Source organism: Variovorax terrae (assembly GCF_022809125.1).
Taxonomy (GTDB): Bacteria; Pseudomonadota; Gammaproteobacteria; order Burkholderiales; family Burkholderiaceae_C; genus Variovorax_A; species Variovorax_A terrae.
Genome location: NZ_JALGBI010000001.1, coordinates 766,219 through 790,205, shown reverse-complemented (window position 1 = coordinate 790,205; position 23,987 = coordinate 766,219). Strand labels below are relative to the sequence as shown.

Below are 23,987 nucleotides of genomic sequence, written 5' to 3'. Positions count from 1 at the left end.
CCCTCACTCCTCGCTGGTCCACTCCACCCGCACGCCGAGGCTGCGCAGGTTCTCGACGAAGCGCGGATGGGCGCGCCGGATCGGCGTGGCATTGCGGATCTCGGAGCGGCCGTCGATGCTGGCCGCCACCATGAACAGCGCGATCGCCACGCGGATGATGTAGGGGCTCTCCACCACCGCGGGCGTCAGCGGGTTGCCGCCGAAGGTGACGAGCCGGTGCGGGTCGGACGAGAACACATGGGCGCCGAACTTCGACAGCTCGCCGGTCCAGCCCAGGGCGCCGTCGTAGACCTTGTTCCAGAACATCGCATTGCCCTCGGCCCGCACGCCCAAAGCGATGAAGATGGGCAGCAGGTCCACCGGAAAGTAAGGCCAGGGCGCGGCCTCGACCTTGGTCAGCACATTGCTGGTGAACGGCGTCTGCACCTTGAGCCGGTCCGGGCAGCTCGCGCGCGACCAGCCGTCCTGGTGCGTGACCTGCACGCCGAACTTGGCGAAGGTGCGGTCGATCAGCGGGAACTGCTCGGGCGCGCTGTTGCGCACCGCGACGTCGCCGCCGGTGATGGCGCCCAGCGCCAGGAAGGTGGTGATCTCGTGGAAATCCTCGGCGAAGCGGAATTCGCCGCCGCCGGGCGTGCTGCCGCCATGCACCGTCAGGCGCGAGGTGCCGATGCCGTCGATGCGCACGCCGAGCGTCTCCATGAAGCGGCAGAACTCCTGCACATGCGGCTCCGAGGCGGCATTGGTCAGGGTCGAGATGCCGTCCGCGGCCACCGCGCACAGCACGAAATTCTCGGTGGTGGTGACCGAGGCGTAGTCCAGCCAGTGGTCGGTCGGCGTCAGGCGACCGGCGCGGCGCACCAGCAGCGAGCCGTCCACGCGCTCGACCGCGCCGCCGAAATGGCGGAACACCTCCACATGCGGATCGATCTCGCGCACGCCCAGGGTGCAGCCCTTCACGTTGTCCTCCAGCCGCGCGATGCCGAAGCGCGCCAGCAGCGGCGGCACCAGCATGATCGAGGAGCGCATCTCTTCGGGCAGCCGGTGCCGCGCGGCGTCGAACACGGTGTCGCGGTGGTGCAGGTCCAGCGTGCCGGTGGCGGGGTCGAGCCGCACCTCGCTGCCCAGGGTGCGGAAGATGTCGAGGATCTTGCGCACGTCGGTGATGTCGGGCACGCCGTGCAGGCGCAGCGGCTCGCGGCTGAGCAGCGTGGCACAGAGCACCGGCAGCACCGCGTTCTTGTTGGCCGACGGCACGATGCGGCCGCGCAGCGGCGTGCCGCCGTGGACGATGAGGTTGGACATGGGTGAGGCAGGAGAAAGAGGAAAGAGAAGCGGCGCCATCGCAACGGCGGCGGCGCCAGCCGTCGATTCTAGAAGCTGCAGGGCCTGCCGCCCTGCCCTGGCCTTCAGCCCGCCGGCACCGGCAGGCGCTGCAGGCTGCGCACCTGCGAGCCGACGATCAGCACGGCCTGCAGCACGAAACCCGCCAGCGCCACCACCAGGCAGGCCGGCTCGCCCCAGGACGCGCCGATGGCGCCGCCCAGCGCCGCCCCCAGCGGCCGGGCCCCGGCGTTGGCGGCCAGGAACACCGACGACACCCGGCCCAGCATCGCGTCGGGCGTGACGCTCTGGCGCAGCGTGGTGGAGGTGATGGTCCAGACGATCGGGCCGGCGCCGAACAGGAAGAACGACAGCCCCGCCACCCAGCCGCTCGGCACCGCGAGCGTGGCCACCATCGTCGACGCGGCCAGCACCGACACCACGGGCCCGAGCTGGATCGCCCGGCCAAACGGGATGGCCGCCACCACTCGCGACGCCAACAGGGCCCCGGCCACCATGCCGGCGCCATAGGCCGCCAGCGTGAAGCCCACCTGCCCGGCGCTGAGCCCGAGCGCCCGCACGGCATACGGCACATAGGCCGCCTGCAATACGAACCAGGCGATGTTCCAGGCAATGCCCGTCAGCATCATGGGCCGCAGCAGCGGATGGCGCCAGACAAACGCCGCGCCCTCCCTGATGTCGTGCAGCGGATGGCGCGAGGACGCGGCTGGGCGCGCCGGCTCGCTCAGGCGCAGCAGCAGGGCCACCGCCGAGCCCGACAGCACGGCGGCCAGCACGAACGCCGCCGGCGCGCCCGCCCACGAAACCAGGGCACCGGCCAGCGCCGGACCGGCCGCGAAGGCGGCGCTGCGGGCCAGTTCGAGCCGGCCGTTGGCCGCCGCCAGCGCCTCGCGCGGCACCAGGGCCGGCACCAGCGCGGGCGCCGCGACGCTGAAACCCACCGTGCCCACGGCGCCGGCGAAGCCGAGCACCGCCAGCCAGGCGATCGAGAGCCGGTCCGCCAGCACCGCCGCGAGCAGGGCCACCAGGGACAGCGCGCGCAGCGCCTCGGCCGCCACCATCAGGCGGCGGCGCGAGCTGCGGTCGGCCAGCAGCCCCAGCGGGATCGACATCAGCAGGAAAGGCAGCGTCTGCACCGCGGCCAGCAGGCCGATCTCGCCGGGACCGGCGCCGAGCACCAGCACCGCCACCAGCGGCACCGCCGCCAGGCTCAGTTGCTCGGCCGACTGGGCCGCCAGGTTGGACCAGGCCAGGAAGGCAAAGGGTCGGGGAAGCGTGGATGTCATGGTGGATGCCTGGATTTGAAGTTACCATCCTGCGCGCTGGAGAGGTCTGGGACTGGCTGTTAACGGACCTGCGAGTGTCGCAGGGGCCGCCGAAGCGCGCACGGGCCGCCGCGACTTGACGGCCCGGGAGCCAAAAGTTACATTACTAACCAGTCAGTCATTAACTCCATGGTCCTGTCCCGATTCATCAGCGGAAAGCAAGCCGAGGTGCACGCCAAGCGCGAGCGCCGCAAGGAGGCGCGCCCTGGCGAACTGCTGGACGCGGCGCTGGAGCTGTTCGTGGAAAAGGGCTTCGCGGCCACCCGCTCCGAGGAAGTAGCGGCGCGCGCCGGTGTGTCCAAGGGCACGCTGTTCCTGTATTTCCCGAGCAAGGAAGAACTGTTCAAGGCCGTGATCCGCGAGAACATCTCGGGCCGCTTCAAGGAGTGGAACGAGGAGTTCGACAGCTTCGAAGGCAGCACGGCCGACATGCTGCGCTACTGCCTGGCCATCTGGTGGGAGCGCGTGGGCGCCACCAAGGCCTCGGGCATCACCAAGCTGATGATCAGCGAGGCCCAGAACTTCCCCGACATCGCCGCGTTCTACCAGCACGAGGTGGTGGAGCCCGGGCAGGACCTGATGCGCCGCATCCTGCAGCGCGGCGTGGCCCGCGGCGAGTTCGAGATTCCCGACCTGGACTACGCGATCTACGGCATCGTGGCGCCCATGGTCTTCCTCATCATGTCGCGGCATTCGCTGGGCACCTGCGTGCCGGCCGGCCGCATGCTGGACCCCGAGCGCTACATCGCGGCACAAGTCAACACCCTGCTGCACGGCCTGTGCCGGCAGCCTGCCCCCTCTGCCCACTCCAAAGAAAACCATAAAACATGAAGCGCTGGCTGAAATGGATCATCATCGCCGCCCTGGTCCTGCTGATTGCGGGGGGCGTGCTGCGCGCGCTCTCGGCGCGCAAGGCCCAGCAGGCCACCCTGGCCGCGGCGGCCGGCGCCAAGGCGCAGACCGTGGTGGAGCTGGCCGCGGCCGATGTGGTGCAGGCCCGCACCCGCGAACTGGCCCAGGGCCTGCCGGTGTCGGGCACGCTCAAGGCCGTCAGCTCGGCCGTGGTCAAGGCCCGCGTGGCCGGTGAGCTGCAGGACCTGACGGTGCGCGAAGGCGACGTGGTGAAGGCCGGCCAGGTGGTGGCCCGGGTGGACGCCACCGAGTACCAGTCGCGCGTGCGGCAGGCACAGGAGCAGGCCGACTCGGCCAAGGCGCAGATCGACATCGCCCAGCGCCAGTACGACAACAACAAGGCGCTGGTGGACCAGGGCTTCATCTCCCAGACCGCGCTCGACACCTCGCTGGCCACGCTGAACTCGGCGCGCTCGACCTACCGGGCCGCGCAGGCCGCGGTGGACGTCACGAAGAAATCGCTGGACGACACGGTGCTGCGCGCGCCGATCCCGGGCCAGGTGTCGCTGCGCGCCGCCCAGCCCGGCGAGCGCGTGGCCGTGGACACCAAGGTGCTGGAGATCGTGGACCTGAGCCGCCTCGAACTCGAGGCCACGCTAAGCGCGGCCGACTCCATCGACGTGCGCGTGGGCCAGACGGCCGCGCTGCAGATCGAGGGCAGCGCCCGGCCGGTCGCGGCCCGGGTGGTGCGCCTGAACCCGAGCGCGCAGGCCGGCAGTCGCAGCGTGCTGGTCTACCTCGCGCTCGACGACGTGACCGGCCTGCGCCAGGGCCTGTTCGCGCAGGGCACGCTGGGCACGGCGCGCGTGTCGGCACTGTCGGTGCCGCTGCTGGCGGTGCGCACCGACAAGCCCGTGCCCTATGTGCAGGTGGTGGAAGACAACCGGGTCGTGCACCGCAGCGTCGAGCTGGGCCCGCGCGGCGATGCCGGCAATGAACTCATGGTCGCCATCAAGGGCGTGGCCGAGAACGCCGTCGTGCTCAACGGCAGCGTCGGCACGCTGCGCGAGGGCACGGCGGTACGCTTCACGCAGCCTGCCGCGCCGGCCGCCGCTCCCGCTTCCGCCGCCCGCAGCGCGTCCTGAGCCATGTGGTTCACCAAAGTCAGTCTCCGCAACCCCGTGTTCGCCACGATGGTGATGCTCGCCTTCGTGGTGCTCGGGCTGTTCTCCTACCAGCGCCTGCAGGTCGACCAGTTCCCCAACATCGACTTCCCGGTGGTGGTGATCACCACCGAGTACCCGGGCGCCTCGCCCCAGATCATCGAGAGCGAGGTCACCAAGAAGGTCGAGGAAGGCGTCAACTCGATCGCCGGCATCAACGCCCTCACCTCGCGCAGCTACGAGGGCATGTCGGTCGTCATCATCGAGTTCCAGCTCTACGTGGACGGGCGCAAGGCGGCCGAGGACGTGCGCGAGAAGGTGGCGGCCATCCGCCCCAATTTCCGCGATGAGGTGAAGGACCCGCGCGTGCTGCGCTTCGACCCGGCCAGCCGCGCGATCTGGTCGCTTGCCGTGTTGCCCGACACGTCGAAAGGCAAGGCGCCCTCCGCCGTCGAGCTCACCAACTGGGCCGACCAGGTGCTCAAGAAGCGGCTGGAGAACGTGCGCGGCGTGGGCTCGGTCAGCCTGGTCGGCGGCACCAAGCGCGAGATCAACCTCTACCTGAATCCGCAGGCGCTGGAAGCGCTCGGCGTGAGCGCCGACCAGGTGGCCACCGCCGTGCGCAACGAGAGCCAGGACCTGCCCATGGGCGCGGTGCGCTCGCTGCAGCAGGAGCGCGTGGTGCAGATCGACGCGCGCATGCAGCGGCCCGAGGATTTCGGGCGCATCATCGTGGCGCGCAAGAACGGCGCGCCGGTGCGGGTCGACCAGGTGGCCACGGTCAGCGACGGCGCGCAGGAGATCGACAGCCTGGCGCTCTACAACGGCCAGCGCACCCTGCTGCTGACGGTGCAGAAGTCGCAGGACGAGAACACCATCCAGGTGATCGACGGGCTCACCAAGGCCATTGCCGAACTCCGCTCCGAACTGCCGCCGGGCGTGCGGCTGGAGCCCATCATGGACGGCTCGCGCCCGATCCGGGTGGCGGTGCAGAACGTGCGCCAGACGCTGATCGAGGGCGCGCTGCTCACGGTGCTGATCGTGTTCCTGTTCCTGAACTCGTGGCGCTCCACCGTGATCACCGGCCTGACGCTGCCGATCGCGCTGATCGGCACCTTCCTGTTCATGAACCTGTTCGGCTTCACCATCAACATGATCACACTGATGGCGCTGTCGCTGTGCGTGGGCCTGCTGATCGACGACGCCATCGTGGTGCGCGAGAACATCGTGCGCCACGTGCAGATGGGCAAGGGCCCCTACAACGCCGCGATGGACGGCACGCAGGAGATCGGCCTGGCGGTGCTGGCCACCACCTTCTCGATCGTCGCGGTGTTCCTGCCGATCGGCTTCATGGGCGGCATCATCGGCAAGTTCTTCCACGAGTTCGGCGTGACCATCGTGGCCGCCGTGCTGATCTCGATGTTCGTGAGCTTCACGCTCGACCCGATGCTGTCCAGCATCTGGCACGACCCGAGCATCCACACGCACGGCGAAGGCCAGCAGGCGCCGGTGACGCTGTACGACCGCACCATCGGCCGCGTGACCGGCTGGTTCGACCGCAGCACCGACGCGCTGGCCGAGGCCTACCAGGGCATCCTGGGCTGGTCGCTGCGCCACAAGCTGGCCACGCTGGCGCTGGCCTTCACCACCTTCGTCGCCAGCCTCTTCATGGTGCCGCTGCTGGGCACCGAGTTCGTGCCCAAGGCCGACTTCTCGGAAACCTCGGTCAGCTTCTACACCCCGGTCGGCTCGGCGCTGGAAGTCACCGAGGCCAAGGCGCGGCAGGTGGAGACCATCATCCGCGAATTCCCCGAGGTGAAGTACACGCTGTCCACCATCAACACCGGCAACGCGGCGGGCAAGATCTACGCCAGCGTCTACGTGCGCCTGGTCGACCGCAAGGCGCGCAGCCGCAGCGTGGACCAGCTCTCGGCCGTGCTGCGCGACCGGCTCGCCCGGGTGCCCGGCATCACGGTCACGCACGTGGGCCTGCTCGACTCGGTGGGCGGCAACAAGCAGGTCGAGTTCTCGCTGCAGGGCCCCGACCTGAAGGAACTGGAGCGCCTGACCCAGCTCGTGACCGCGAAGATCCGCGACATCCCGGGCCTGGTCGACCTCGACTCCAGCCTCAAGGCCGACAAGCCGACCCTCAGCATCCAGGTGCGGCGCGATGCCGCCTCCGACCTGGGCCTGTCGGTGGCACAGATCGCCGCCTCGCTGCGCACGCTGGTGGCCGGCCAGACCGTGGGCAACTGGCGCGCGCCCGACGACCAGACCTACGACGTCAACGTGCGCCTGGCGCCCGACGCGCGCAACACGCCGCAGGACCTGGAGCGCCTGCCCTTCGCCATGGGCAGCAACGCCGACGGCAGCTCGCGCGTGGTGCGGCTCAACCAGGTCGCCACCGTCCAGGAATCGACCGGCCCGAACCAGATCAACCGGCGCGATCTGTCGCGCGAGGTGGCCGTCAACGCCAACGTCGACAACCGCTCGGCCGGCGAGGTGTCCAACGACATCCGCGCCGCGCTGGACGGCATCAGCTTCCCGCCGGGCTACCGCTACCAGTTCAGCGGTTCGGCCAAGAACATGGCCGAGTCCTTCGGCTACGCCGTCTCGGCGCTGGCGCTGGCCGTGATCTTCATCTACATGATCCTGGCCAGCCAGTTCAAGAGCTTCCTGCAGCCGCTGGCGCTCATGACCTCGCTGCCGCTCACGCTGATCGGCGTGGTGCTGGCGCTCCTGATGTTCCGCTCCACGCTGTCGATGTTCTCGATCATCGGCATCGTGATGCTGATGGGCCTGGTGACCAAGAACGCCATCCTGCTGGTGGACTTCGCGATCCGCGCGCGCGAGGACCACACCGACGAGCAGGGCCGCCCCGCGCCGGGCCTGGGGCGCACCGAGGCGCTGCTGCTGGCCGCGCGCGTGCGGCTGCGCCCGATCCTGATGACCACGCTGGCCATGATCTTCGGCATGGTGCCGCTGGCCTTCGCGATCAGCGAGGGCTCGGAGCAGCGCGCCCCGATGGGCCAGGCCGTGATCGGCGGCGTCATCACCTCCTCGCTGCTCACGCTGGTGGTGGTGCCGGTGGTGTATTGCTACATGGACGACCTGGCGGGCTGGCTGCGCCGCAAATGGGGTTCACACAAGCCCTCTAAAATTGAAGGTTTGTCCTGATCTCCCGGAGAACGCACCATGAACCCATCCGCCGCCCTTGAACAAGCCCGCTTCAACATGATCGAGCAGCAGATCCGCCCCTGGGATGTGCTGGACCTGCATGTGCTGCACCTGCTGTCGGTGGTCAAGCGCGAGGATTTCGTGCCGCTGGCGCACAAGGCGCTGGCCTTCGTGGACATGGAAATCCCGCTGGGCGAGGACAGCGAGGAGGCGATCCGCCAGGGCCGCTGCATGCTCTCGCCCAAGGTCGAGGCCCGCCTGCTGCAGGACCTGAATGTGCAGAAGCACGAGAAGGTGCTGGAAATCGGCACCGGCTCCGGCTACATGGCCGCCCTGCTGGCGCACCGCGCCCAGCGCGTGATCACGCTCGAGATCGACGCCGCCCTGGCCCAGACGGCGCGCGCCAACCTGCAGCAGGCCGGCGTGCACAACGCCGAGGTGCGCCATGCCGACGGCTCGAAGGACGTCTCGGTGGACGGCCCGTTCGACGTCATCCTGCTCAGCGGCTCGGTGGCCGAGGCCCCGCCCGCCCTGCTGGCCCAGCTCAAGGTGGGTGGGCGGCTGGCCGCCGTCGTGGGCTTCGAGCCCATGATGCGCGCCACCTTCGTCACCCGCACCAGCGAGAGCGCCTGGAGCACGGCCCAGCCCTGGGACACCGTGGCGCCGCGCCTGCAGAACTTCGCCGAGCCCTCGCGCTTCAACTTCTGAACCCGCCGGAGCAAGCGCCATGATCACCCACATCCGCCCCGGCGACCTCGGCCCCTGGCTGCAGGCCGCCCGGCAACAAACGCCAGACCAGCCCGTGGTGCTGGACGTGCGCGAGCCCTGGGAACTGCAGACCGCCAGCGTGCAGCCCGACGGCTTCGCGCTGGTGGCCATTCCCATGGGCGAGATTCCCGCCCGCCTGGGCGAACTCGACCCCGCGCAGCCCGTGGCCTGCCTGTGCCACCATGGCGCGCGCAGCCTGCGCGTGGCCTCGTTCCTCGCGCAGAACGGCTTCACCCAGGTCGCCAACATCACCGGCGGCATCGATGCCTGGTCGCGCGAGCGCGACGCGGCGGTTCCGCTTTACTGACACCTCCCTCTGCTGCCCTGCTCCCGTAAGGATGACCATGAAACTGTTCCGGCTTCTCCCCCTGTCCATGGCTCTCGCCGCCACCCTGGGCGTGACGCTTGGCGGGCCCGCACGGGCGCAAAGCCTGCTGGAACTGTATGAATCGGCCCGCGCCTACGACGCCACCTACCAATCGGCGCGCTCGCAGTACGACGCCAACCTGGCCCGCGCCGAGCAGGCCCGGGCCAACCTGCTGCCGACGGCCGGCCTCAGCGCCGGCGTGCAGCGCAACGAGCTGCAGAACAACAACCCGGTCATCGACCGCTACTTCGGCAACCAGAACGCCACGCTGAGCGCCTCGCAGCCGCTGTACCGCCCGGCCAACCTGGCCGCCTACGAGCAGGGCAAGCGGCAAGTCGAGCTGGCGCAGGCCCAGCTGGTCGCCGCCGAGCAGGACCTGATCGTGCGTATCAGCCAGGCCTATTTCGACGTGCTGGGCGCGCACGACAGCCTGGCCTTCGTGCGCGCGCAGAAGGCCGCCGTGGCCGAGCAATTGGCCTCGGCCAAGCGCAACTTCGAGGTCGGCACCTCGACCATCACCGACACGCGCGAAGCCCAGGCCCGCTACGACCTCGTGATCGCCCAGGAAATCGCCGCCGAGAACGACCTGCGCGTGCGCAAGATCGCGCTCGACCAGCTGGTCGGCAAAACCGACACCGCGCCCCGGCCGGTCGCCGCGCCCGTGGTGCTGCCGGCGCTGCAGCCCGGCGACGTCAACACCTGGGTGCTGCAGTCCGAGGACGCGCACCCCAGCATCCGCCAGGCGCGCGCCAGCGTCGACGTGGCGCAGCTCGAAACCCGCAAGGCCGAGGCCGGCCACAAGCCCACGCTCGACCTGCAGGCCAGCTACGGCGTCACGCGCAACCTCAACGGCAGCGCCACCACCGGGGCCGCCAACCCCGACTTTCGCACCAAGGTCACCTCCGTGGGCCTGGTGTTCAACATGCCGCTGTTCGCCGGCTTCTCGGTGCAGAACCGCATCCGCGAAACGCTGGCCCTGGAAGACAAGGCCCGCAACGACCTGGAAGGCGCGCGCCGAGGCGTGGCCCAGGCCACCCGCACCGCCTTCTTCGGCGTGCTGTCGGGCCAGAGCCAGGTCAAGGCGCTGGAAGCCGCCGAAGCCTCCAGCCAGAGCGCGCTGGACGCCAACAAGCTCGGCTACCAGGTCGGCGTGCGCATCAACATCGACGTGCTGAACGCGCAGAGCCAGCTGTTCCAGACCAAGCGCGACCTCGCCGCCTCGCGCTACAACGTGCTGGTGGGGGGCCTCAAGCTGCGCCAGGCCAACGGCACGCTGCGGCCCGAGGACCTGCAGGCCGTCAACGCGCTGCTGGCCAAGTAACCCCGCGCCCCCTCTGCCGGCGGCGCCCCGCGGGTTGGCCGGGCCCGCCGGCCCCGAACCCATCGACCCTCGCCTCGCGATAGCCTTCACGCACGCCCGTAGCACGCTGAAAAGCGGATTTACCGGGCGTTTGCACCGCCTTCATACGCGCCGGCGCGCCAGCGCCTAGAGTGCCCGGAAGGCCGCAACGGCCTGCCCGAACACCGCCGCTTCCCGCCGATCCGCCGCATGGACACCGTCCTGACCACCCTGGGCCTGCTGACGCTGGTCGCCTGCTCGGGCCTCGCCACCCGCTTTCTGCCGCGCGTGCCGCTGCCGCTGCTGCAGATCGCCCTCGGCGCGGCCCTGGCCTGGCCCGACGTCGGCCTGCACGTTCCGTTCGACCCGGGCGTGTTCATGCTGCTGTTCATCCCGCCGCTGCTGTTCGCCGAGGGCTGGCAGATCCCCAAGCGCGAATTCGGTAACTTCCGCGGGCTCATCCTGGTGCTGGCCGTCGGGCTGGTGCTGGCCACCGTGGCCGGCCTGGGCGCCCTGATCCACGCGATGGTGCCGGGCCTGCCGCTGTCGGTGGCCTGCGTGCTGGCCGCCGTGCTCTCGCCCACCGACGCGGTGGCGGTCTCGGCCATCGCCGGGCGGCACCGCCTGCCGCCGGGCCTGCAGCATGTGCTCGAGGGCGAGTCGCTGATGAACGACGCCTCGGCCCTGGTGGCCATGAAGTTCGCCGTCGCCGCCACGATGACCCACAGCTTCTCGCTGCCCCGCGCGGCGCTGGACTTCGTGCTGATGGCCTGCGGCGGCGTGGCCGTCGGCGTCGCCTTCAGCTGGGCCTTCGGCCTGCTGCACCACCGGCTGCTGCGCTGGCACGAAGGGCATCCCGTGAAGCCGACCGTGCTGCTGCTCCTGCTGATGCCGTTCGCGCCCTACCTGATTGCCGAGCACTTCGGCCTGTCCGGCATCCTGGCCGCGGTCGCCGCCGGCATGACGGCCAACATGCTCGACGTGAAGAGCAGCCGCTTCAACGCCAGCCACCTGCAGACGCGCGCCACCTGGGACGTCATCAGCTTCGCCTTCAACGGCCTGATCTTCCTGCTGCTGGGCCTGCAGTTCCCCGACATCCTGCGCCACGCGCCGCCGCCCAGCCATGCGCTCGGGCCGCCGTCCGGGCAGCACCTGCCCGAGCTGTTCGGCGCCGCGCTGCTCATCATGGCGGCGCTGCTGGCCCTGCGCTTCGCCTGGCTGGCCTGCCTCACCGGCCTGCCGGTGTGGCTGGCGCGCCTGCGCGGGCGCACGCCTGCGGCGCGGCCCTCGCTGGTGCTGCTGGGGGTGGGCGCCCTGGGCGGCATCCGCGGCGCCATCACGCTGGCGGCGGTGCTGAGCGTGCCGCTGACGCTGCCCGACGGCACGGCGTTCCCCGCGCGCGACCTGCTGATCTTCCAGGCCGCCGTGGCGATCGTGCTGTCGCTGGTGATCGGCAGCGTGGGCATGCCCTGGCTGCTGCGCAAGCTGGATGGCTCGGCCGCCACGGCCCACGAGCGCGAGGAGCGCTGGGCCCGCAAGCGCGCCTCGCTGGCCGCCGTGCGCCTGCTGGACACGGTGCCCGCCGCGCTGGAGCCTCTGGCCGACGCGGCGCCCGGCGAGGCCGATGCGGACGCGCTGGCGGCGGTCCACGCCCGGGTCGGCCACGATTACCGGCGCCGCCTGGCCCAGGCCGCGGGCGACCACCGCGAACGGCGGGCTTCGCACTGGAGCACCCATCTGGAAAAAACCCTGCGCCTGCAGGCGCTGCAGGCCGAGCGCAACGAACTGCACCGGCTGCGCCTGCGCCACCAGATCAACGACGAGACCCTGCGCACGCTGGTCGACGAGCTGGACCGGCATGAAGTGGCGCTGCGCGGCCACGGCGGCTGAGGTCGCCCCGAGACGGCGGTTTCAGCGCCGGCCCGAGGCGCCGGCCGCGCCCAGCAGGCCCAGCACCGCCTGCACCGTCCGGTGCACGGCGCCGCGGTGCGCTTCGGCGAACTGGCGCGCGCGCGCCGCCGCCGCGGCCTGGCGCGGCGCATCGGCCGCCAGCTGCGCGGCCGCGGGCACGGCGGCGGCGAGGTCCGCCACGCGCAGCGCGGCCCCGGCCTCTTCGGCCAGCTCGGCGGCCTGCGTGAAGTTGAAGGTGTGCGGCCCCATGATGACCGGGCAGCCGCAGGCCGCGGCCTCGATCAGGTTCTGCCCGCCCAGCGGCGCGAAGCTGCCGCCCAGCAGCGCCACGTCGCTCAGGCCGTAGTACAGCCCCATCTCGCCGAGCGAGTCGCCCAGCCAGAGGTCGGCCGGCGCCGGCGGCGCGTCGCCCCAGGCGCTGCGCCGCGACACGCTGAACCCCTGCTGCTGCGCCAGCGCGGCCACCTCGTCGAAGCGCTGCGGGTGCCGGGGCACGACCAGCCACTGCACGCCGCTTGCTCCTGATTCGATAGCAGACAATGACCGCTGCACCTGGACATCGGCCCGAAAACGCTTCAAAACCTCGAACAGCGAGGCCTCTTCGCCCTCACGCGAGCTGGCGAACATCACCACCGGCCGGCCGGCCGCGGCGCGCCAGGCCCGGCCCCGGGCGAGCGGGGCCGCCTCGGGCTCGGCGTCGAACTTGAGGTTGCCGAACACGCCCTGCACCGGCGCGCCGAGCGCGCGCAGGCGCTGCGCGTCGGCCTCGGTCTGGGCCCAGACGGCGGCCAGCGCGCGGTAGGCCGGGCGCGACAGCCAGGCCAGCCCGCGGGCCTTGCGCAGCGAGGACTCGCTCAGGCGCGCGTTGGCCAGCACCAGCGGCACGCCGCGCGCGCGGCAGGCGGCCGCCAGGTTGGGCCAGACCTCGGTTTCCATCAGCAGGCCGATGCGCGGGCCGAAGTGCGCCAGGAAGCGCCCCACGGCGCCCGGCAGGTCCCAGGGCAGCCAGGCCTGCACGTCGCCGGGCTGCAGCAGCTTCAGGCCTTCGGCGCGGCCGGTGGCCGTGCCGTGCGTGAGCAGCAGCCGCATGCCGGGCAGGCGCTGGCGCAGCTGCTCCACCAGGATGGCGGCGGCGCGGGTTTCGCCGAGCGAGACCGCGTGCACCCAGACGTAACCCTGCCCCGGCGGCATGGTGTAGCGGCCGAAGCGCTCCTCCACCGCGTGCAGGTAGCCGGGCTCGTGCGTGCCGCGGCGCAGCAGCCGGGCCCGCAGGCGCGGCTGCATCAGCCAGAGAAAGGCACTGTAGAGCCAGCGCATGGTCGTCAGGCCGGCACCAGCGGATGCCCCATCAGGCGCTCCAGGCAGGCCAGCGGCGAGCAGCCGGGCTCGCGCATCGCGGCCACCGGCAGGTGCAGGGTCTGCTCCATCATGAACTGGCCGCTCATGACGGCGTGCGAGGTCTGGTCGGAGAAGCAGACCCAGGTGCTGCCGGCGGGAAAGGCCACGGTCTGCTGCGGGCAGTCGCGCTGGTAGTCCAGGTCGGCCTTCATGAGGTCGTGCAGGTACAGCATCAGGTGGTCGTACTCGCTGCGCAGCGACTTGGTCACGTGCAGGCGCTCGAGCCAGCGCATGGCCCAGGGCCGGTACGGCGGCGCCAGCGAGGCGAAGCGCGCCGCCACGGCTTCGAACGGCTCGCCCACGCGCCACACGCGCGGCCGGCCGGCCGGGTTGAGGTTGGTGAAGACGCGCAGGATGCGCTCGCCGTAATTGGGGCGCGAGGGAAAGGCGTCCACGTGCAGCCGGCTGTCGTCCTTGCGCCAGGAGGTCTCGCGCCCTTCCACGCCGAACAGGCGCAGGCTGGTGGGCGCCAGCCGCAGCGCCGGCCCGTAGGACGGCGCCAGCGCATCCACCAGTTCGCGGGCCTGGCCGTGAAAGCGCGTGATCAGCGCCTGCACGCGCTGCTGCACGGCGGCATCGCCGACCACGCCGTGCAGCACGCCGCTGCGCGGGTCGAGGCTGATGTTCTTGCGGTTCGGATCGGCGTGGCGCGGGTCGATCAGCGCCACCTCGCCGGCCTGCAGCGCGAAGCGCAGTCCCGGAAAGTGCAGCACGCCGCCGCGTTCGAGCACGGCCAGCCAGGCGGCGCGCTGCGCCGCGTCGGCCGGGCCCAGGCCCCAGTCATTGCCCTGGATGTCCACGATCTGCGTCATTGCCTGCTCCCGGTGGCCGACACCTGCTGCCAGGCCTGCCACACGGCGTCCACCGTGGGCGCGGGCTGCGCGAACACGCTGCACTGGCGGGCCGAGCCGGTGGGGCCGGTGCGCCAGGCGGTGTCGAAGTTGTAGATCTGCACATGCGGCAGGCCCAGCGCCACCGCGATGTGGCTCAGGCCGCTGTCCACGCCGACCACGCCGGCGCAGCCCGCCATCTCGTCGGCCAGCGCATCGAGCGCCAGGCGCGGCCAGACCCGGGCCAGCGGCAGCTCGCGCGCGAGGGCCTCGCTGCGCCGCAGCTCCTCCTCGCTGCCGTGCGGCAGGGCCACCGCATGGCCTTCGGCGTTGAGCCGCCGGCCGAGTTCGATCCAGTGCGCCAGCGGCCACTGCTTGTCGGCCCGCGAAGTGCCGTGCACGAACGCGACCGGGGCCCTGGCCACTCCTTTTTCGATAGCATCCAATGACCGCTGCGCCTGGACCTCCAGCCCAAAACACTCCAAATCGGGGACTTGATAGCCGAGCGCCCGCGCGCACAGCTCGCGCGAACGCATCACGGCATGGGTGTGCGGCTCGATCGGCACCGCCACGTCGGCCACCCAGCGCGTGGGCGGCTCGTAGCCGGCGCCGTCGGTGCGGTTGGCCAGCGCGTAGCGCCGCCCGCCGGGCGCCAGCGCCGCCAGCCAGGCCACCAGGGCCGACTTGGTCAGGCCCTGCAGGTCGATCACCGCGTCATAGGGCTGCTGGCGCAGCGCGGCGCGAAACGCCTGCCATTCGCGGCGCACCCCCGCCGACAGCGGCGACTTGCGCCAGCGCCGCAGGTCGAGCTCGATCACGCGGCTGACGCCGGCGCAGCGGCGCACCAGCGGCGCGAAGCCGCGCTCGACCACCCAGTCGATGCGGGCGCCCGGCAGGGCCTGGCGCAGGTCCTGCACGGCGGGCATGGTATGGACCACGTCGCCCAGCGACGAGACTTTGACGATCAGGATGTTCACGGAACGGCGGGCGCGTGTCAGGGCTCGGATCAGTGCGCGCCGGCCTCGATGCGCGCATCGGGCTTGACGCTGCGCAGCAGGGCCAGCAGATCGGCCTCGATGCGGTCGAGCGCGGCTTCGGTGTGCCCCTCGAAGCGCAGCACCAGCACCGGCGTGGTGTTGGAGGCGCGGATCAGGCCGAAGCCGTCGGGCCAGTCCACGCGCAGGCCATCAATATCGGAAATGACGGCGGGCTCGGCGAACGCCGCCGCGGCCTTGGCCTGCAGCTCGGCCGTGACGCGGTGCGGCTCGCCCTCGGCGCATGCCACATTGAGCTCGGGCGTCGAGAAGCTGGTGGGCAGGGCATTGAGCACGGCGCTGGCGTCGGGCGACCGGCTGAGGATTTCGAGCAGGCGGCAGCCGGCGTAGGTGCCGTCGTCAAAGCCGAACCAGCGCTCCTTGAAGAAGATGTGGCCGCTCATCTCGCCGCCCAGCGGCGAACCGATCTCCTTCATCTTGGCCTTGATCAGCGAATGGCCAGTCTTGTACATCAGCGGCTGGCCGCCGGCCGCGCGGATGGCCGGCGCCAGGCGCTGCGAGCACTTGACGTCGAACAGGATGGTGCCGCCCGGCACGCGCGACAGCACGTCCTGCGCGAACAGCATCATCTGGCGGTCGGGGTAGATGTTCTGCCCGTCCTTCGTCACGATGCCCAGGCGATCGCCGTCGCCGTCGAAAGCCAGGCCCAGCTCGGCGCCGGTGGCCTTCAGCGCGGCGATCAGGTCCTGCAGGTTCTCGGGCTTGCTCGGGTCGGGGTGGTGGTTGGGGAAATTGCCGTCGACCTCGCTGTACAGCTCGGTCACCTCGCAGCCCAGCGCGCGGAAGATGCCGGGCGCCGAGGCGCCGGCGATGCCGTTGCCCGAGTCGATCACGATCTTCAAGGGGCGCGCCAGCCTGATGTCGCCGGCGATGCGGTCGCGGTACGGCGCCAGCACGTTCACGTTGCGCACCCGGCCGCCGGCCTGCAGCACCCAGTTCCCGGCCTCCATCATGCGGCGCAGGGCCTGGATCTCTTCGCCGTAGATGGCGCGGCCGCCCATCACCATCTTGAAGCCGTTGTAGTCCTTGGGGTTGTGGCTGCCCGTGACCTGGATGCCGCTGGCGCACAGCGTGTTGGCGGCGAAATACAGCATCGGGGTGGTGACCGTGCCGACGTCGATCACGTCGATGCCGGCGGCCACCAGCCCGCGCACCAGCGCGGCGCTCAGATCCGGCCCCGACAGGCGGCCGTCGCGGCCCACCGCCACCGTGGTCTCGCCCTCGGCCCGCGCGATGGTGCCGAACGAGCGGCCCAGCGCCTCGGCCACCTCGGGCGTGAGCGTGGACGGCACGATGCCGCGGATGTCGTAGGCCTTGAAAATGGAGGCGGCGAGCTGCATGAAGCGTGTCCCTTGCATGGTTCCTGGAAAGCTGCCCGGATTGTAGGCGTGTGGACATGTCCGGAAACGGCGAGTCAAAACCCGCCGCGGGCCTATCATCAGCACCATGCCGCCCGATACCGCCACCATCGCGCCCGACGCCTGCTACCTCGCCCTCAAGGCGCGGGACGCGCGCTTCGACGGCTGCTTCTTCACCGGCGTCACCTCCACCGGCATCTACTGCCGCCCGGTGTGCCGCGTGAAGACGCCCAAGCGCGAGAACTGCCGCTTCTTCGGCCATGCCGCGCAGGCCGAGCGCGCGGGCTTCCGGCCCTGCCTGCGCTGCCGGCCCGAGCTGGCGCCGCACTCGGTGGTGTGGTCGATCCAGGACGCCTCCTACATCCTCGCGCACCAGGCCGCCCGGCTGCTGGACGAGCCCGACATCTGGGAAAGCATGGCCCCCACGCCGGCCGCTGCGCCTTCGGTGGAACAACTGGCACACAAGCTCGGCGTGAGCGACCGCCACCTGCGCCGCATCTTCGAGGCGCAGTTCGGCGTCTCGCCGCTGCAGTACCTGCAGACGCGCCGCCTGCTCACGGCCAAGCAGCTGCTGGCGGACACCAGCCTGCCTGTGACCCAGATCGCCCTGGCCAGCGGCTTTGCCAGCGTGCGGCGCTTCAACGCCGCCTTCGTGCAGCACTACGGGCTGAACCCGACGCAATTGCGGCGCGACGGCGCCGCAGCATCCGGCCTGGGCCAGGCCGTCAAGCTCGGCTACCGGCCGCCCTACGACGTGCCGGCCCTGCTCGGCTTCTTCGGCAAACGCGTGCTGCATGCCGTGGAGTCCATCGATGGCGGCCCCGGCAGCCCCGCGATCCGGCGCACCTTCCGCACCGAGGCCGGCGGCCGCGCGCATGCCGGCTGGCTGAGCGCCGAGTTCGACGAAGCGCGCTGCCAGGTGCTGCTGCACGTGAGCGATTCGCTGCGCGAGGTGCTGCCGCTGGTGATCCGCCGGCTGCGCGCCATGCTCGACCTGGACGCCGACCCGAAGGCCATCAATGCCGTGCTGCACGCGAGCTTTCCCGAAGGCGACGGCCTGCGCGTGCCGGGCGCGATGGACGGCTACGAGCTGGCCGTGCGCGCCGTGCTGGGCCAGCAGATCACGGTGGCGGCCGCGCGCACGCTGGCGCAGCGCATGGTGGACCGCTTCGGCGAGCCGATCGACACGCCCTTCTCCGAGCTGACGCGCCTGTTCCCCGCGCCCGCCGTGCTGGCGCAGGCCGGCGGCGACGCCCTGGGCCAGCTCGGCATCGTGCGCCAGCGCCAGGCCGCCATCGTGGCGATCGCGCAGGCCGTGGCGGACAGGCGTCTTGCGCTGCACGGCGGCGCCGACGTGCACGCCACCGTGGCGGCGTTGAAGGAACTGCCCGGCATCGGCGACTGGACGGCGCAGTACGTCGCCATGCGCGCGCTGCGCTGGCCCGACGCCTTCCCGGCCGGCGACGTGGCGCTGCACAAGGCGCTGGGCGTGCAGGGCAGCAAGCAGCCGGCGCGCGAGGCCGAAGCCGCCTCGCAGGCCTGGAAGCCCTGGCGCAGCTATGCCGTGATCCGCGCCTGGAGCGCCAGCCCGGTGCCGGCCCAGCCCCAGGCTGCTCCCAAATCCATAGCAGACAATGTCCGCACGACGCGGACCATGAGGTGATTCATCATGAAATTTGACACATCCATCGTGCAAACCCGGTTTGCCAGCCCGCTGGGCGTGGTGATCATCGCCGCCACGGCCAAGGGGCTGGCGGGCGTCTGGTTCGAGGGCCAGCGCCACCTGCCGCCGCAGGTCGATGGGCCCGGGGCCTGGCCGCATGCGAGCGGCCACCCGCTGCTGCTACTGGCCGAGCAGCAGTTGCAGGACTACTTCGCCGGCCGGCGCACGGTGTTCGAGCTGCCGCTCGACCTGCAGGGCGGCACGCCGTTCCAGCAACTGGTCTGGCAGGCGCTGCTGCGCATTCCGAGCGGCGCCACCGCGAGCTACGGCGAGCTGAGCACGCGCATCGGCAAACCGGCCGCCGTGCGCGCCGTGGGCGCGGCGGTGGGCCGCAACCCGCTGAGCGTGATCGTGCCCTGCCATCGGGTGCTCGGCGCCGACGGCTCGCTCACCGGCTATGCCGGCGGGCTGGAGCGCAAGAGCGCGCTGCTGCAGCTTGAGGGCGCACGGTGAGCGGGGCCGCCTCTTCGGCCTCCGCGCCCGCCAGCGCCGCCAAGCCGTGGCTGCTCGATTTCGTGCTCCTGTCGGCGATCTGGGGCGCGTCGTTCCTGTTCATGCGGGTGGCCACGGTGGAGTTCGGCGCGCTGCCCACGGCGGCGCTGCGCGTGGCGATCGCGGCGCTGTTCCTGCTGCCCCTCCTGCTGTGGCGCGGGCTCGGGCCCGACCTGCTCAAGCACTGGAAGGCCGTGCTGGTGGTAGGCGTGCTCAACTCCGGCATCCCGTTCGCCTGCTTCTCGTTCGCGCTGCTGTCCATCACCACGGGGCTGTCGGCCATCCTCAACGCCACGGTGCCGCTGTTCGGCGCCATCGTGGCCTGGCTCTGGCTCAAGGACCGGCCGCATGGCTCGCGCATCGTCGGGCTGGCGGTGGGCTTCGTCGGCGTTGCCATGCTGGCCTGGGACAAGGCCAGCTTCAAGCCCGACGCCTCGGGCATCGCGCCGGGCTGGGCCGTGCTGGCCTGCCTCGTGGCCACGCTGTGCTACGGCATCTCGGCCAGCTACGCCAAGCGCTACCTGAGCGGCCTGCCGCCGCTGGTCACCGCCACCGGCAGCCAGGTCGGCGCCACGCTCGGCCTGGCCTTGCCCGCGCTGTGGTTCTGGCCCGCGCAGGCGCCCAGCCTGCAGGCCTGGGGCGCGCTAATCGCGGTGGGCGTGCTGTGCACCGGCGTCGCCTACATCCTCTACTTCCGCCTGATCGAGCATGCCGGCCCGGCGCGCGCGCTGGCCGTGACCTTCGTGGTGCCGGTGTTCGCCGTGATCTACGGCGCACTGCTGCTGGGCGAAGCCGTGACCGGCTGGATGCTGCTGTGCGGCGCGGTGATCGTGGCGGGCACGGCGCTGTCGACCGGCCTCGTCAAGCTGTGGCGATGAGCTCCGCGCGCAAGATCAAGCTCAAGCTGGCCGCCCCGAAGCCGCGCAACCCGCTGGTGGCCGCCGCCGCGCGGCGCAAGGCCGGCTCGCACCGCAAGTCGCAGGCGGCGGTGCGGCGCGCCGACAAGGTGGCGCTGAAGAAGCTGGCGCGCGAAGGCTGAGGCGGCGGGCCGGCCTGCGCCTACTGCATCGCGCCGGCCACCACGTTGATGCTCAGGGCCAGCACCAGCATGTTGAAGCCGAAGGCCAGCACGCTGTGGACCAGCGTGAGGCGGCGCATCTCGCGCGAGGTGATCTGCACGTCGGACACCTGCGAGGTCATACCCACCACGTGGGAGTAGTACATGAAATCGAAGTAGTCGGGGTTCTGCCCGCCGGGAAACTCCAGCCCGCTGCCGACGGCGCGGCCGGGCGGATCGTCGCGGTAGTAGCGGTGCGCGTAGCGGAACGCGAAGATGGCCTGGATCAGCAGCCACGAACAGGCCAGCGCCAGCATCGACAGCACGATGTGGGCGGACCGCTGGGCGCCCGACAGCCCCTTGACCTGCTGCAGCATCAGGGCGATGGCCGCCACGCTGGCCAGCACCGCCACCACCATGACCATGAACAGCACCAGGGCGCGCTGGTCCTGGGCCCGCACCCGGTGCCGGGTGCGCTCGGCGTCGAACTCCACGGCCAGCCACCAGGCCAGCACCAGGTAGACCGCCGCCCCCAGGCACCAAGCCAGCAGGCCGCGCGTGGGCAACGCCAGCGGCCAGGGCAGCGCCACGGTGGCCGCCCCCACGGCCAGGCCGTAGATCAGGCGCTGCGGGCCGGTGGTCTCGGAAAAGTGTTTGCGCATGAGGCCCGATTGTGGCGCGGAACGGCACATCGCCGGCCTGCGGGCGCGGCAAGGGCTCAGTAGAGCTGCGCGATGATGTCCACGAAATACTTGTCGTTGATGCGGTGCTGCGGATGGACCCCGGTGAAGCGCGTGGGCTGCACCGTGATGTCGCTCATTTCGCTGACGTGGAACAGCCGCCACCGGCCGTCGACCTCGAGGGCGCGAAGCATGAACTCGCCGCGCGCGTCAACCCCATAGGTATGGGGCTTGACCGTGTGGTAAGCCCCCATGTAGCGAAAAGTCAGGAGATGGCGGTTGCGGACGGCCACGGCGATGTTCATCGGGCGGCCTTTGCACGCGATGCGCGTTCCGCACGCGGGGCGCCGGCCGGCAACGTGCCGGGCCGGACACTGCCCGCAGAACGGAGGGCGCGGTCCATGGGGCTAGCCGCCGGATGCCGCCAGCAGCAGGCGGCCGGGTGCGCGACCAGCACACCGGGGGCGGAACCACCCGATGCAGAGGGAGCAGCCGGCAGTTCCGACTGTGCTGTCCATGGCGACTCCTCCTTTTTGTAAATAAGTGCAACAGACAACTTTAGTCACACAAAGGCCGGCCCGGACGTCTGGAGGGCGGCCCCCAAAGTCATATGTGAACTACTTCGCGGAATGGAGTGCGCCGCGTGCCCTTGAAGCGACAGCCCTTGCCGCGTCAGGGCCATCCGGATTTCGACGGCGCGTTGCCGGCAGCGCCACGGCCTGGGATTAAGATGAACGCTGACCATGCGCTCGCCCGCCGGCATCCGGCACGGCCCATGAGCGATGTGCCCGCGGTGGACGATCCTGTTTGCCCAAGAACCGAGAAGACCAGAACCATGTCCAATGTCGCAGCAGCCCTCAAAGAAGAAATCGCACGGGTGGCACGCAAGGAAGTGCGCAGCGAAACCCAGAAGCTCAAGAAGGCCTCCGTTCAGCACCGCACCGATATTGCCGCCCTGAAGCGCCGCGTCCAGGCGCTGGAGCAGCAGGTCGCGCGCCTGCGCAAGGCGGCCGAGAAAAGAACAGCCGCGGCCACCACTGAACAGCCGGCAAGCGTCATCCGGTTCAGCGCGAAGGGGCTCGCCACCCAGCGCCAGCGGCTCGGCCTGTCGGCCGCCGAGATGGGCGCCTTGCTGGGCGTGTCCGGGCAGTCCGTCTACAAATGGGAAGACGGCAAGACCCGGCCCCGTGCCAGCCAGATGCCGGCCATCGCATCGCTCAGGGGCCTGGGCAAGCGCGCCGCCGCAGCCCGGCTCAGCGAGCTGGCGGGCTGAGCCCTGCCCGCGCCGGGCCCACAGGCCCGGTGCCACTGCTCAGGCATAGTCCAGCGGCAGCGCCGTCGTGTACTTGATCTGCTCCATCGCAAAGCTGGAGCTGACATCGGACAGCTCGACATCGCGGATGAGCCGCCGGTAGACCCGGTCGAAGGCCTTGATGTCGGGCACGACCACGCGCAGCAGGTAGTCGGTGTCTCCGCTCATGCGATAGAACTCCACGATCTGGGGAATCGTCGACACCACGCTCGCGAAATGCTTGAACCACTTTTCGTTGTGCTGGCTGGTCTTGACCGAGACGAAGACCGTGACGCCGACGTTGAGCTTCTCGGGGTCGAGCAGGGCCACGCGGCGCTGGATGAAGCCCTCTTTCTCCAGGTTCTGGATGCGCCGCCAGCAGGGTGTCGCCGACAACCCGACCTGCTCGGCGATGTCATTGATCGCCAGGGCGGCGTCCTCCTGCAGCAGGGCCAGGATGTGCTTGTCGATCTTGTCCATTTCCCGTGATTATTGCAAACGGCATTTGCATATTTATCGATCATTAGAAATTTATTCCAATTTTCATGGAATAGCCGCACGAATTTGGAATAAGCATTTCCAGCCGCCACCCTACACTGGGACGAATGCAAGCCCCTTCCTCCACGGCCATCGACCGCCCTCTCCAATCCGAAACGATGCTGGTTCATGCCGGCCGCGACTCCGTGTCGCACGGCGGCATGGTCAACACGCCGGTCTTTCGCGGCTCCACGATTCTTTCGAGCAACCTGGACGAATGGGAATCGCGCAAGACGCCCGACAACCCGATGGCGTCGTACGGCCGTTTTGGCACGCCCACCACCCGGGCCTTCGAGTCGGCGCTGGCCCAGCTCGAAGGCGGCCACCGCGCCATCGTGTTTCCCTCGGGCCTGTCGGCCTGCACGCACAGCCTGATGGCCATGGTTGGCAGCGGCGACCATGTGCTGCTGAGCGACAGCGTCTACGGCCCCACGCGGGCCTTTGCCACGCAGGTGCTGTCACGGCTCGGCATCGCCGTGGAATTCTTCGACCCGCACGCCGGCGCGCAGATCCGCCAGCAGTTGCGGCCGAACACCCGGGTCGTGTTCGTGGAGTCGCCCGGCTCGGCCAGCTTCGAAGTGCAGGATGTCGCGGCCATCGCGGCGCAGGCCCATCGCGTCGATGCGATCGTCATGATGGACAACACCTGGGCCACGCCGCTGTACTTCAAGCCGTTCGAGCATGGCGTGGACGTTTCGATCCAGGCCGCGACCAAGTACATCGTGGGCCACTCGGATGCCCTGCTCGGCGCCGCCACCGCGAACGAACGCGCCTGGCCGCTGCTGCAGCGCGCCGCCCATGACTTCGGGCAGACCGCCGGCCCCGACGACCTCTACCTGGCGCTGCGCGGGCTGCGCAGCCTGTCGGTGCGGCTGCGCCAGCATGGAGCGAATGGCCTGGCGCTGGCCGAGGCCCTGCAGCAGCACCCGCTGGTGGCCCAGGTGCTGCACCCGGCGCTGCCCACGGACCCGGGCCATGCCTTGTGGCGGCGCGACTTCTCGGGCGCGAGCGGGCTGTTCGCCATGGTGCTGCAGCCCGTCGGGCGCCCGGCCCTACGGGCCTTCTTCGAGCGCCTGGAGCTGTTTGGCATCGGCCTGTCATGGGGCGGGTATGAAAGCCTGGCGCTCCCCATGGACCGCCCCACGCGCACGGTGCGGCCCTGGGCGCACGAAGGCCCGCTGATCCGCATCCACGCCGGGCTGGAGTCCTGCGACGACCTGATCCGCGACATGCTGAACGCGCTGGATGGCATGGCCCTGCATCTGTGATGGCGTTGCCGCACTTTCCACGCCAAGGGTAAGCCGCGCCCTCGCCGCAAGC

At 70.6% G+C, this 23,987-nt stretch carries 22 protein-coding genes; 13 read left to right on the top strand and 9 right to left on the bottom strand.

The features are described 5' to 3' along the window. Window positions 1-3 precede the first annotated feature (3 nt). Window positions 4-1,305 carry a UDP-N-acetylglucosamine 1-carboxyvinyltransferase gene (locus MMF98_RS03635; RefSeq protein WP_243304410.1) on the bottom strand — a complete coding sequence of 434 codons (1,302 nt, stop codon included), beginning with the start codon at window positions 1,303-1,305 and terminating at the stop codon, window positions 4-6. Between the two features lie 104 nt (window positions 1,306-1,409). Continuing rightward, window positions 1,410-2,630, bottom strand: a complete 1,221-nt coding sequence (locus tag MMF98_RS03630; RefSeq protein ID WP_243304408.1) for an MFS transporter — start codon at window positions 2,628-2,630, stop codon at window positions 1,410-1,412. Between the two features lie 168 nt (window positions 2,631-2,798). Between MMF98_RS03630 and MMF98_RS03625 the strand changes: the two genes are divergently transcribed. The 7 genes from MMF98_RS03625 (at window position 2,799) to MMF98_RS03595 (ending at window position 12,225) form a co-directional block, all read left to right on the top strand. Beyond that, window positions 2,799-3,500: a TetR/AcrR family transcriptional regulator gene (locus MMF98_RS03625; RefSeq protein ID WP_243304406.1), complete on the top strand. Its 702-nt coding sequence runs from the start codon at window positions 2,799-2,801 to the stop codon at window positions 3,498-3,500. Then, a complete protein-coding gene (locus MMF98_RS03620; protein WP_243304404.1) occupies window positions 3,497-4,666 on the top strand; it encodes an efflux RND transporter periplasmic adaptor subunit in 1,170 nt (389 codons plus the stop codon). Before MMF98_RS03625 ends, MMF98_RS03620 begins: the two co-directional genes overlap by 4 nt. Window positions 4,667-4,669: 3 nt before the next feature. Then, the gene (locus MMF98_RS03615) at window positions 4,670-7,861 is read left to right on the top strand and encodes an efflux RND transporter permease subunit (protein ID WP_243304402.1); all 3,192 of its coding nucleotides are present in this window, start codon (window positions 4,670-4,672) and stop codon (window positions 7,859-7,861) included. Window positions 7,862-7,879: 18 nt separating this feature from the next. Next, window positions 7,880-8,569: a protein-L-isoaspartate O-methyltransferase family protein gene (locus MMF98_RS03610; protein ID WP_243304400.1), complete on the top strand. Its 690-nt coding sequence runs from the start codon at window positions 7,880-7,882 to the stop codon at window positions 8,567-8,569. 19 nt (window positions 8,570-8,588) lie between these two features. Next, on the top strand, window positions 8,589-8,936 hold the full coding sequence (locus tag MMF98_RS03605) for a rhodanese-like domain-containing protein (RefSeq protein ID WP_243304399.1): 348 nt from the start codon (window positions 8,589-8,591) through the stop codon (window positions 8,934-8,936). 37 nt (window positions 8,937-8,973) lie between these two features. Beyond that, a complete protein-coding gene (locus MMF98_RS03600) occupies window positions 8,974-10,317 on the top strand; it encodes a TolC family outer membrane protein (protein ID WP_243304396.1) in 1,344 nt (447 codons plus the stop codon). A 228-nt stretch (window positions 10,318-10,545) separates the two neighbouring features. Further along, window positions 10,546-12,225, top strand: coding sequence for a Na+/H+ antiporter (locus tag MMF98_RS03595; protein ID WP_243304394.1), 1,680 nt, complete (start codon window positions 10,546-10,548; stop codon window positions 12,223-12,225). 21 nt (window positions 12,226-12,246) lie between these two features. Here the strand turns inward: MMF98_RS03595 and MMF98_RS03590 are convergent, their stop codons facing one another. From MMF98_RS03590 to MMF98_RS03575, 4 genes are read right to left on the bottom strand one after another with little or no spacing between them, the layout of a single operon-like run. Further along, the gene (locus MMF98_RS03590) at window positions 12,247-13,563 is read right to left on the bottom strand and encodes a 3-deoxy-D-manno-octulosonic acid transferase (RefSeq protein ID WP_243304392.1); all 1,317 of its coding nucleotides are present in this window, start codon (window positions 13,561-13,563) and stop codon (window positions 12,247-12,249) included. Between the two features lie 5 nt (window positions 13,564-13,568). Further along, complete coding sequence (gene kdoO, locus MMF98_RS03585) at window positions 13,569-14,456, bottom strand: Kdo hydroxylase KdoO (RefSeq protein ID WP_243304390.1); 888 nt, start codon at window positions 14,454-14,456, stop codon at window positions 13,569-13,571. Beyond that, window positions 14,453-15,451, bottom strand: a complete 999-nt coding sequence (gene waaC, locus MMF98_RS03580) for a lipopolysaccharide heptosyltransferase I (protein ID WP_243304389.1) — start codon at window positions 15,449-15,451, stop codon at window positions 14,453-14,455. Before waaC ends, kdoO begins: the two co-directional genes overlap by 4 nt. 29 nt (window positions 15,452-15,480) lie before the next feature. Further along, a complete protein-coding gene (locus MMF98_RS03575; protein ID WP_243307289.1) occupies window positions 15,481-16,869 on the bottom strand; it encodes a phosphomannomutase/phosphoglucomutase in 1,389 nt (462 codons plus the stop codon). A gap of 106 nt (window positions 16,870-16,975) precedes the next feature. On the opposite strand from MMF98_RS03575, the gene MMF98_RS03570 reads away from it, so the two are divergent. From MMF98_RS03570 to MMF98_RS03555, 4 genes are read left to right on the top strand one after another with little or no spacing between them, the layout of a single operon-like run. Beyond that, on the top strand, window positions 16,976-18,550 hold the full coding sequence (locus tag MMF98_RS03570; protein ID WP_243304387.1) for a DNA-3-methyladenine glycosylase 2 family protein: 1,575 nt from the start codon (window positions 16,976-16,978) through the stop codon (window positions 18,548-18,550). A gap of 6 nt (window positions 18,551-18,556) precedes the next feature. Further along, complete coding sequence (locus tag MMF98_RS03565) at window positions 18,557-19,063, top strand: methylated-DNA--[protein]-cysteine S-methyltransferase (RefSeq protein ID WP_243304385.1); 507 nt, start codon at window positions 18,557-18,559, stop codon at window positions 19,061-19,063. Continuing rightward, entirely contained in the window at window positions 19,060-19,980 is a 921-nt protein-coding gene (locus MMF98_RS03560) for a DMT family transporter (RefSeq protein ID WP_243304384.1), read from the top strand. The genes MMF98_RS03565 and MMF98_RS03560 overlap by 4 nt, the downstream gene beginning before the upstream one ends. Next, a complete protein-coding gene (locus tag MMF98_RS03555; protein ID WP_243304382.1) occupies window positions 19,977-20,141 on the top strand; it encodes a hypothetical protein in 165 nt (54 codons plus the stop codon). The genes MMF98_RS03560 and MMF98_RS03555 overlap by 4 nt, the downstream gene beginning before the upstream one ends. A 20-nt stretch (window positions 20,142-20,161) precedes the next feature. Here the strand turns inward: MMF98_RS03555 and MMF98_RS03550 are convergent, their stop codons facing one another. Together MMF98_RS03550 and MMF98_RS03545 are read right to left on the bottom strand one after the other, a co-directional pair. Beyond that, window positions 20,162-20,821 carry a DUF1345 domain-containing protein gene (locus MMF98_RS03550; protein WP_243304380.1) on the bottom strand — a complete coding sequence of 220 codons (660 nt, stop codon included), beginning with the start codon at window positions 20,819-20,821 and terminating at the stop codon, window positions 20,162-20,164. Between the two features lie 56 nt (window positions 20,822-20,877). Continuing rightward, window positions 20,878-21,144 carry a WYL domain-containing protein gene (locus MMF98_RS03545; protein WP_243304378.1) on the bottom strand — a complete coding sequence of 89 codons (267 nt, stop codon included), beginning with the start codon at window positions 21,142-21,144 and terminating at the stop codon, window positions 20,878-20,880. A gap of 344 nt (window positions 21,145-21,488) precedes the next feature. Between MMF98_RS03545 and MMF98_RS03540 the strand changes: the two genes are divergently transcribed. Beyond that, complete coding sequence (locus MMF98_RS03540; RefSeq protein WP_341481285.1) at window positions 21,489-22,112, top strand: helix-turn-helix domain-containing protein; 624 nt, start codon at window positions 21,489-21,491, stop codon at window positions 22,110-22,112. 39 nt (window positions 22,113-22,151) lie between these two features. Here the strand turns inward: MMF98_RS03540 and MMF98_RS03535 are convergent, their stop codons facing one another. Further along, window positions 22,152-22,610: an Lrp/AsnC family transcriptional regulator gene (locus MMF98_RS03535; RefSeq protein WP_243304376.1), complete on the bottom strand. Its 459-nt coding sequence runs from the start codon at window positions 22,608-22,610 to the stop codon at window positions 22,152-22,154. A gap of 125 nt (window positions 22,611-22,735) precedes the next feature. Here MMF98_RS03535 and metC point away from each other — a divergent pair, with 125 nt between their 5' ends. After that, complete coding sequence (metC, locus tag MMF98_RS03530; RefSeq protein ID WP_243304375.1) at window positions 22,736-23,935, top strand: cystathionine beta-lyase; 1,200 nt, start codon at window positions 22,736-22,738, stop codon at window positions 23,933-23,935. Window positions 23,936-23,987 lie beyond the last annotated feature (52 nt).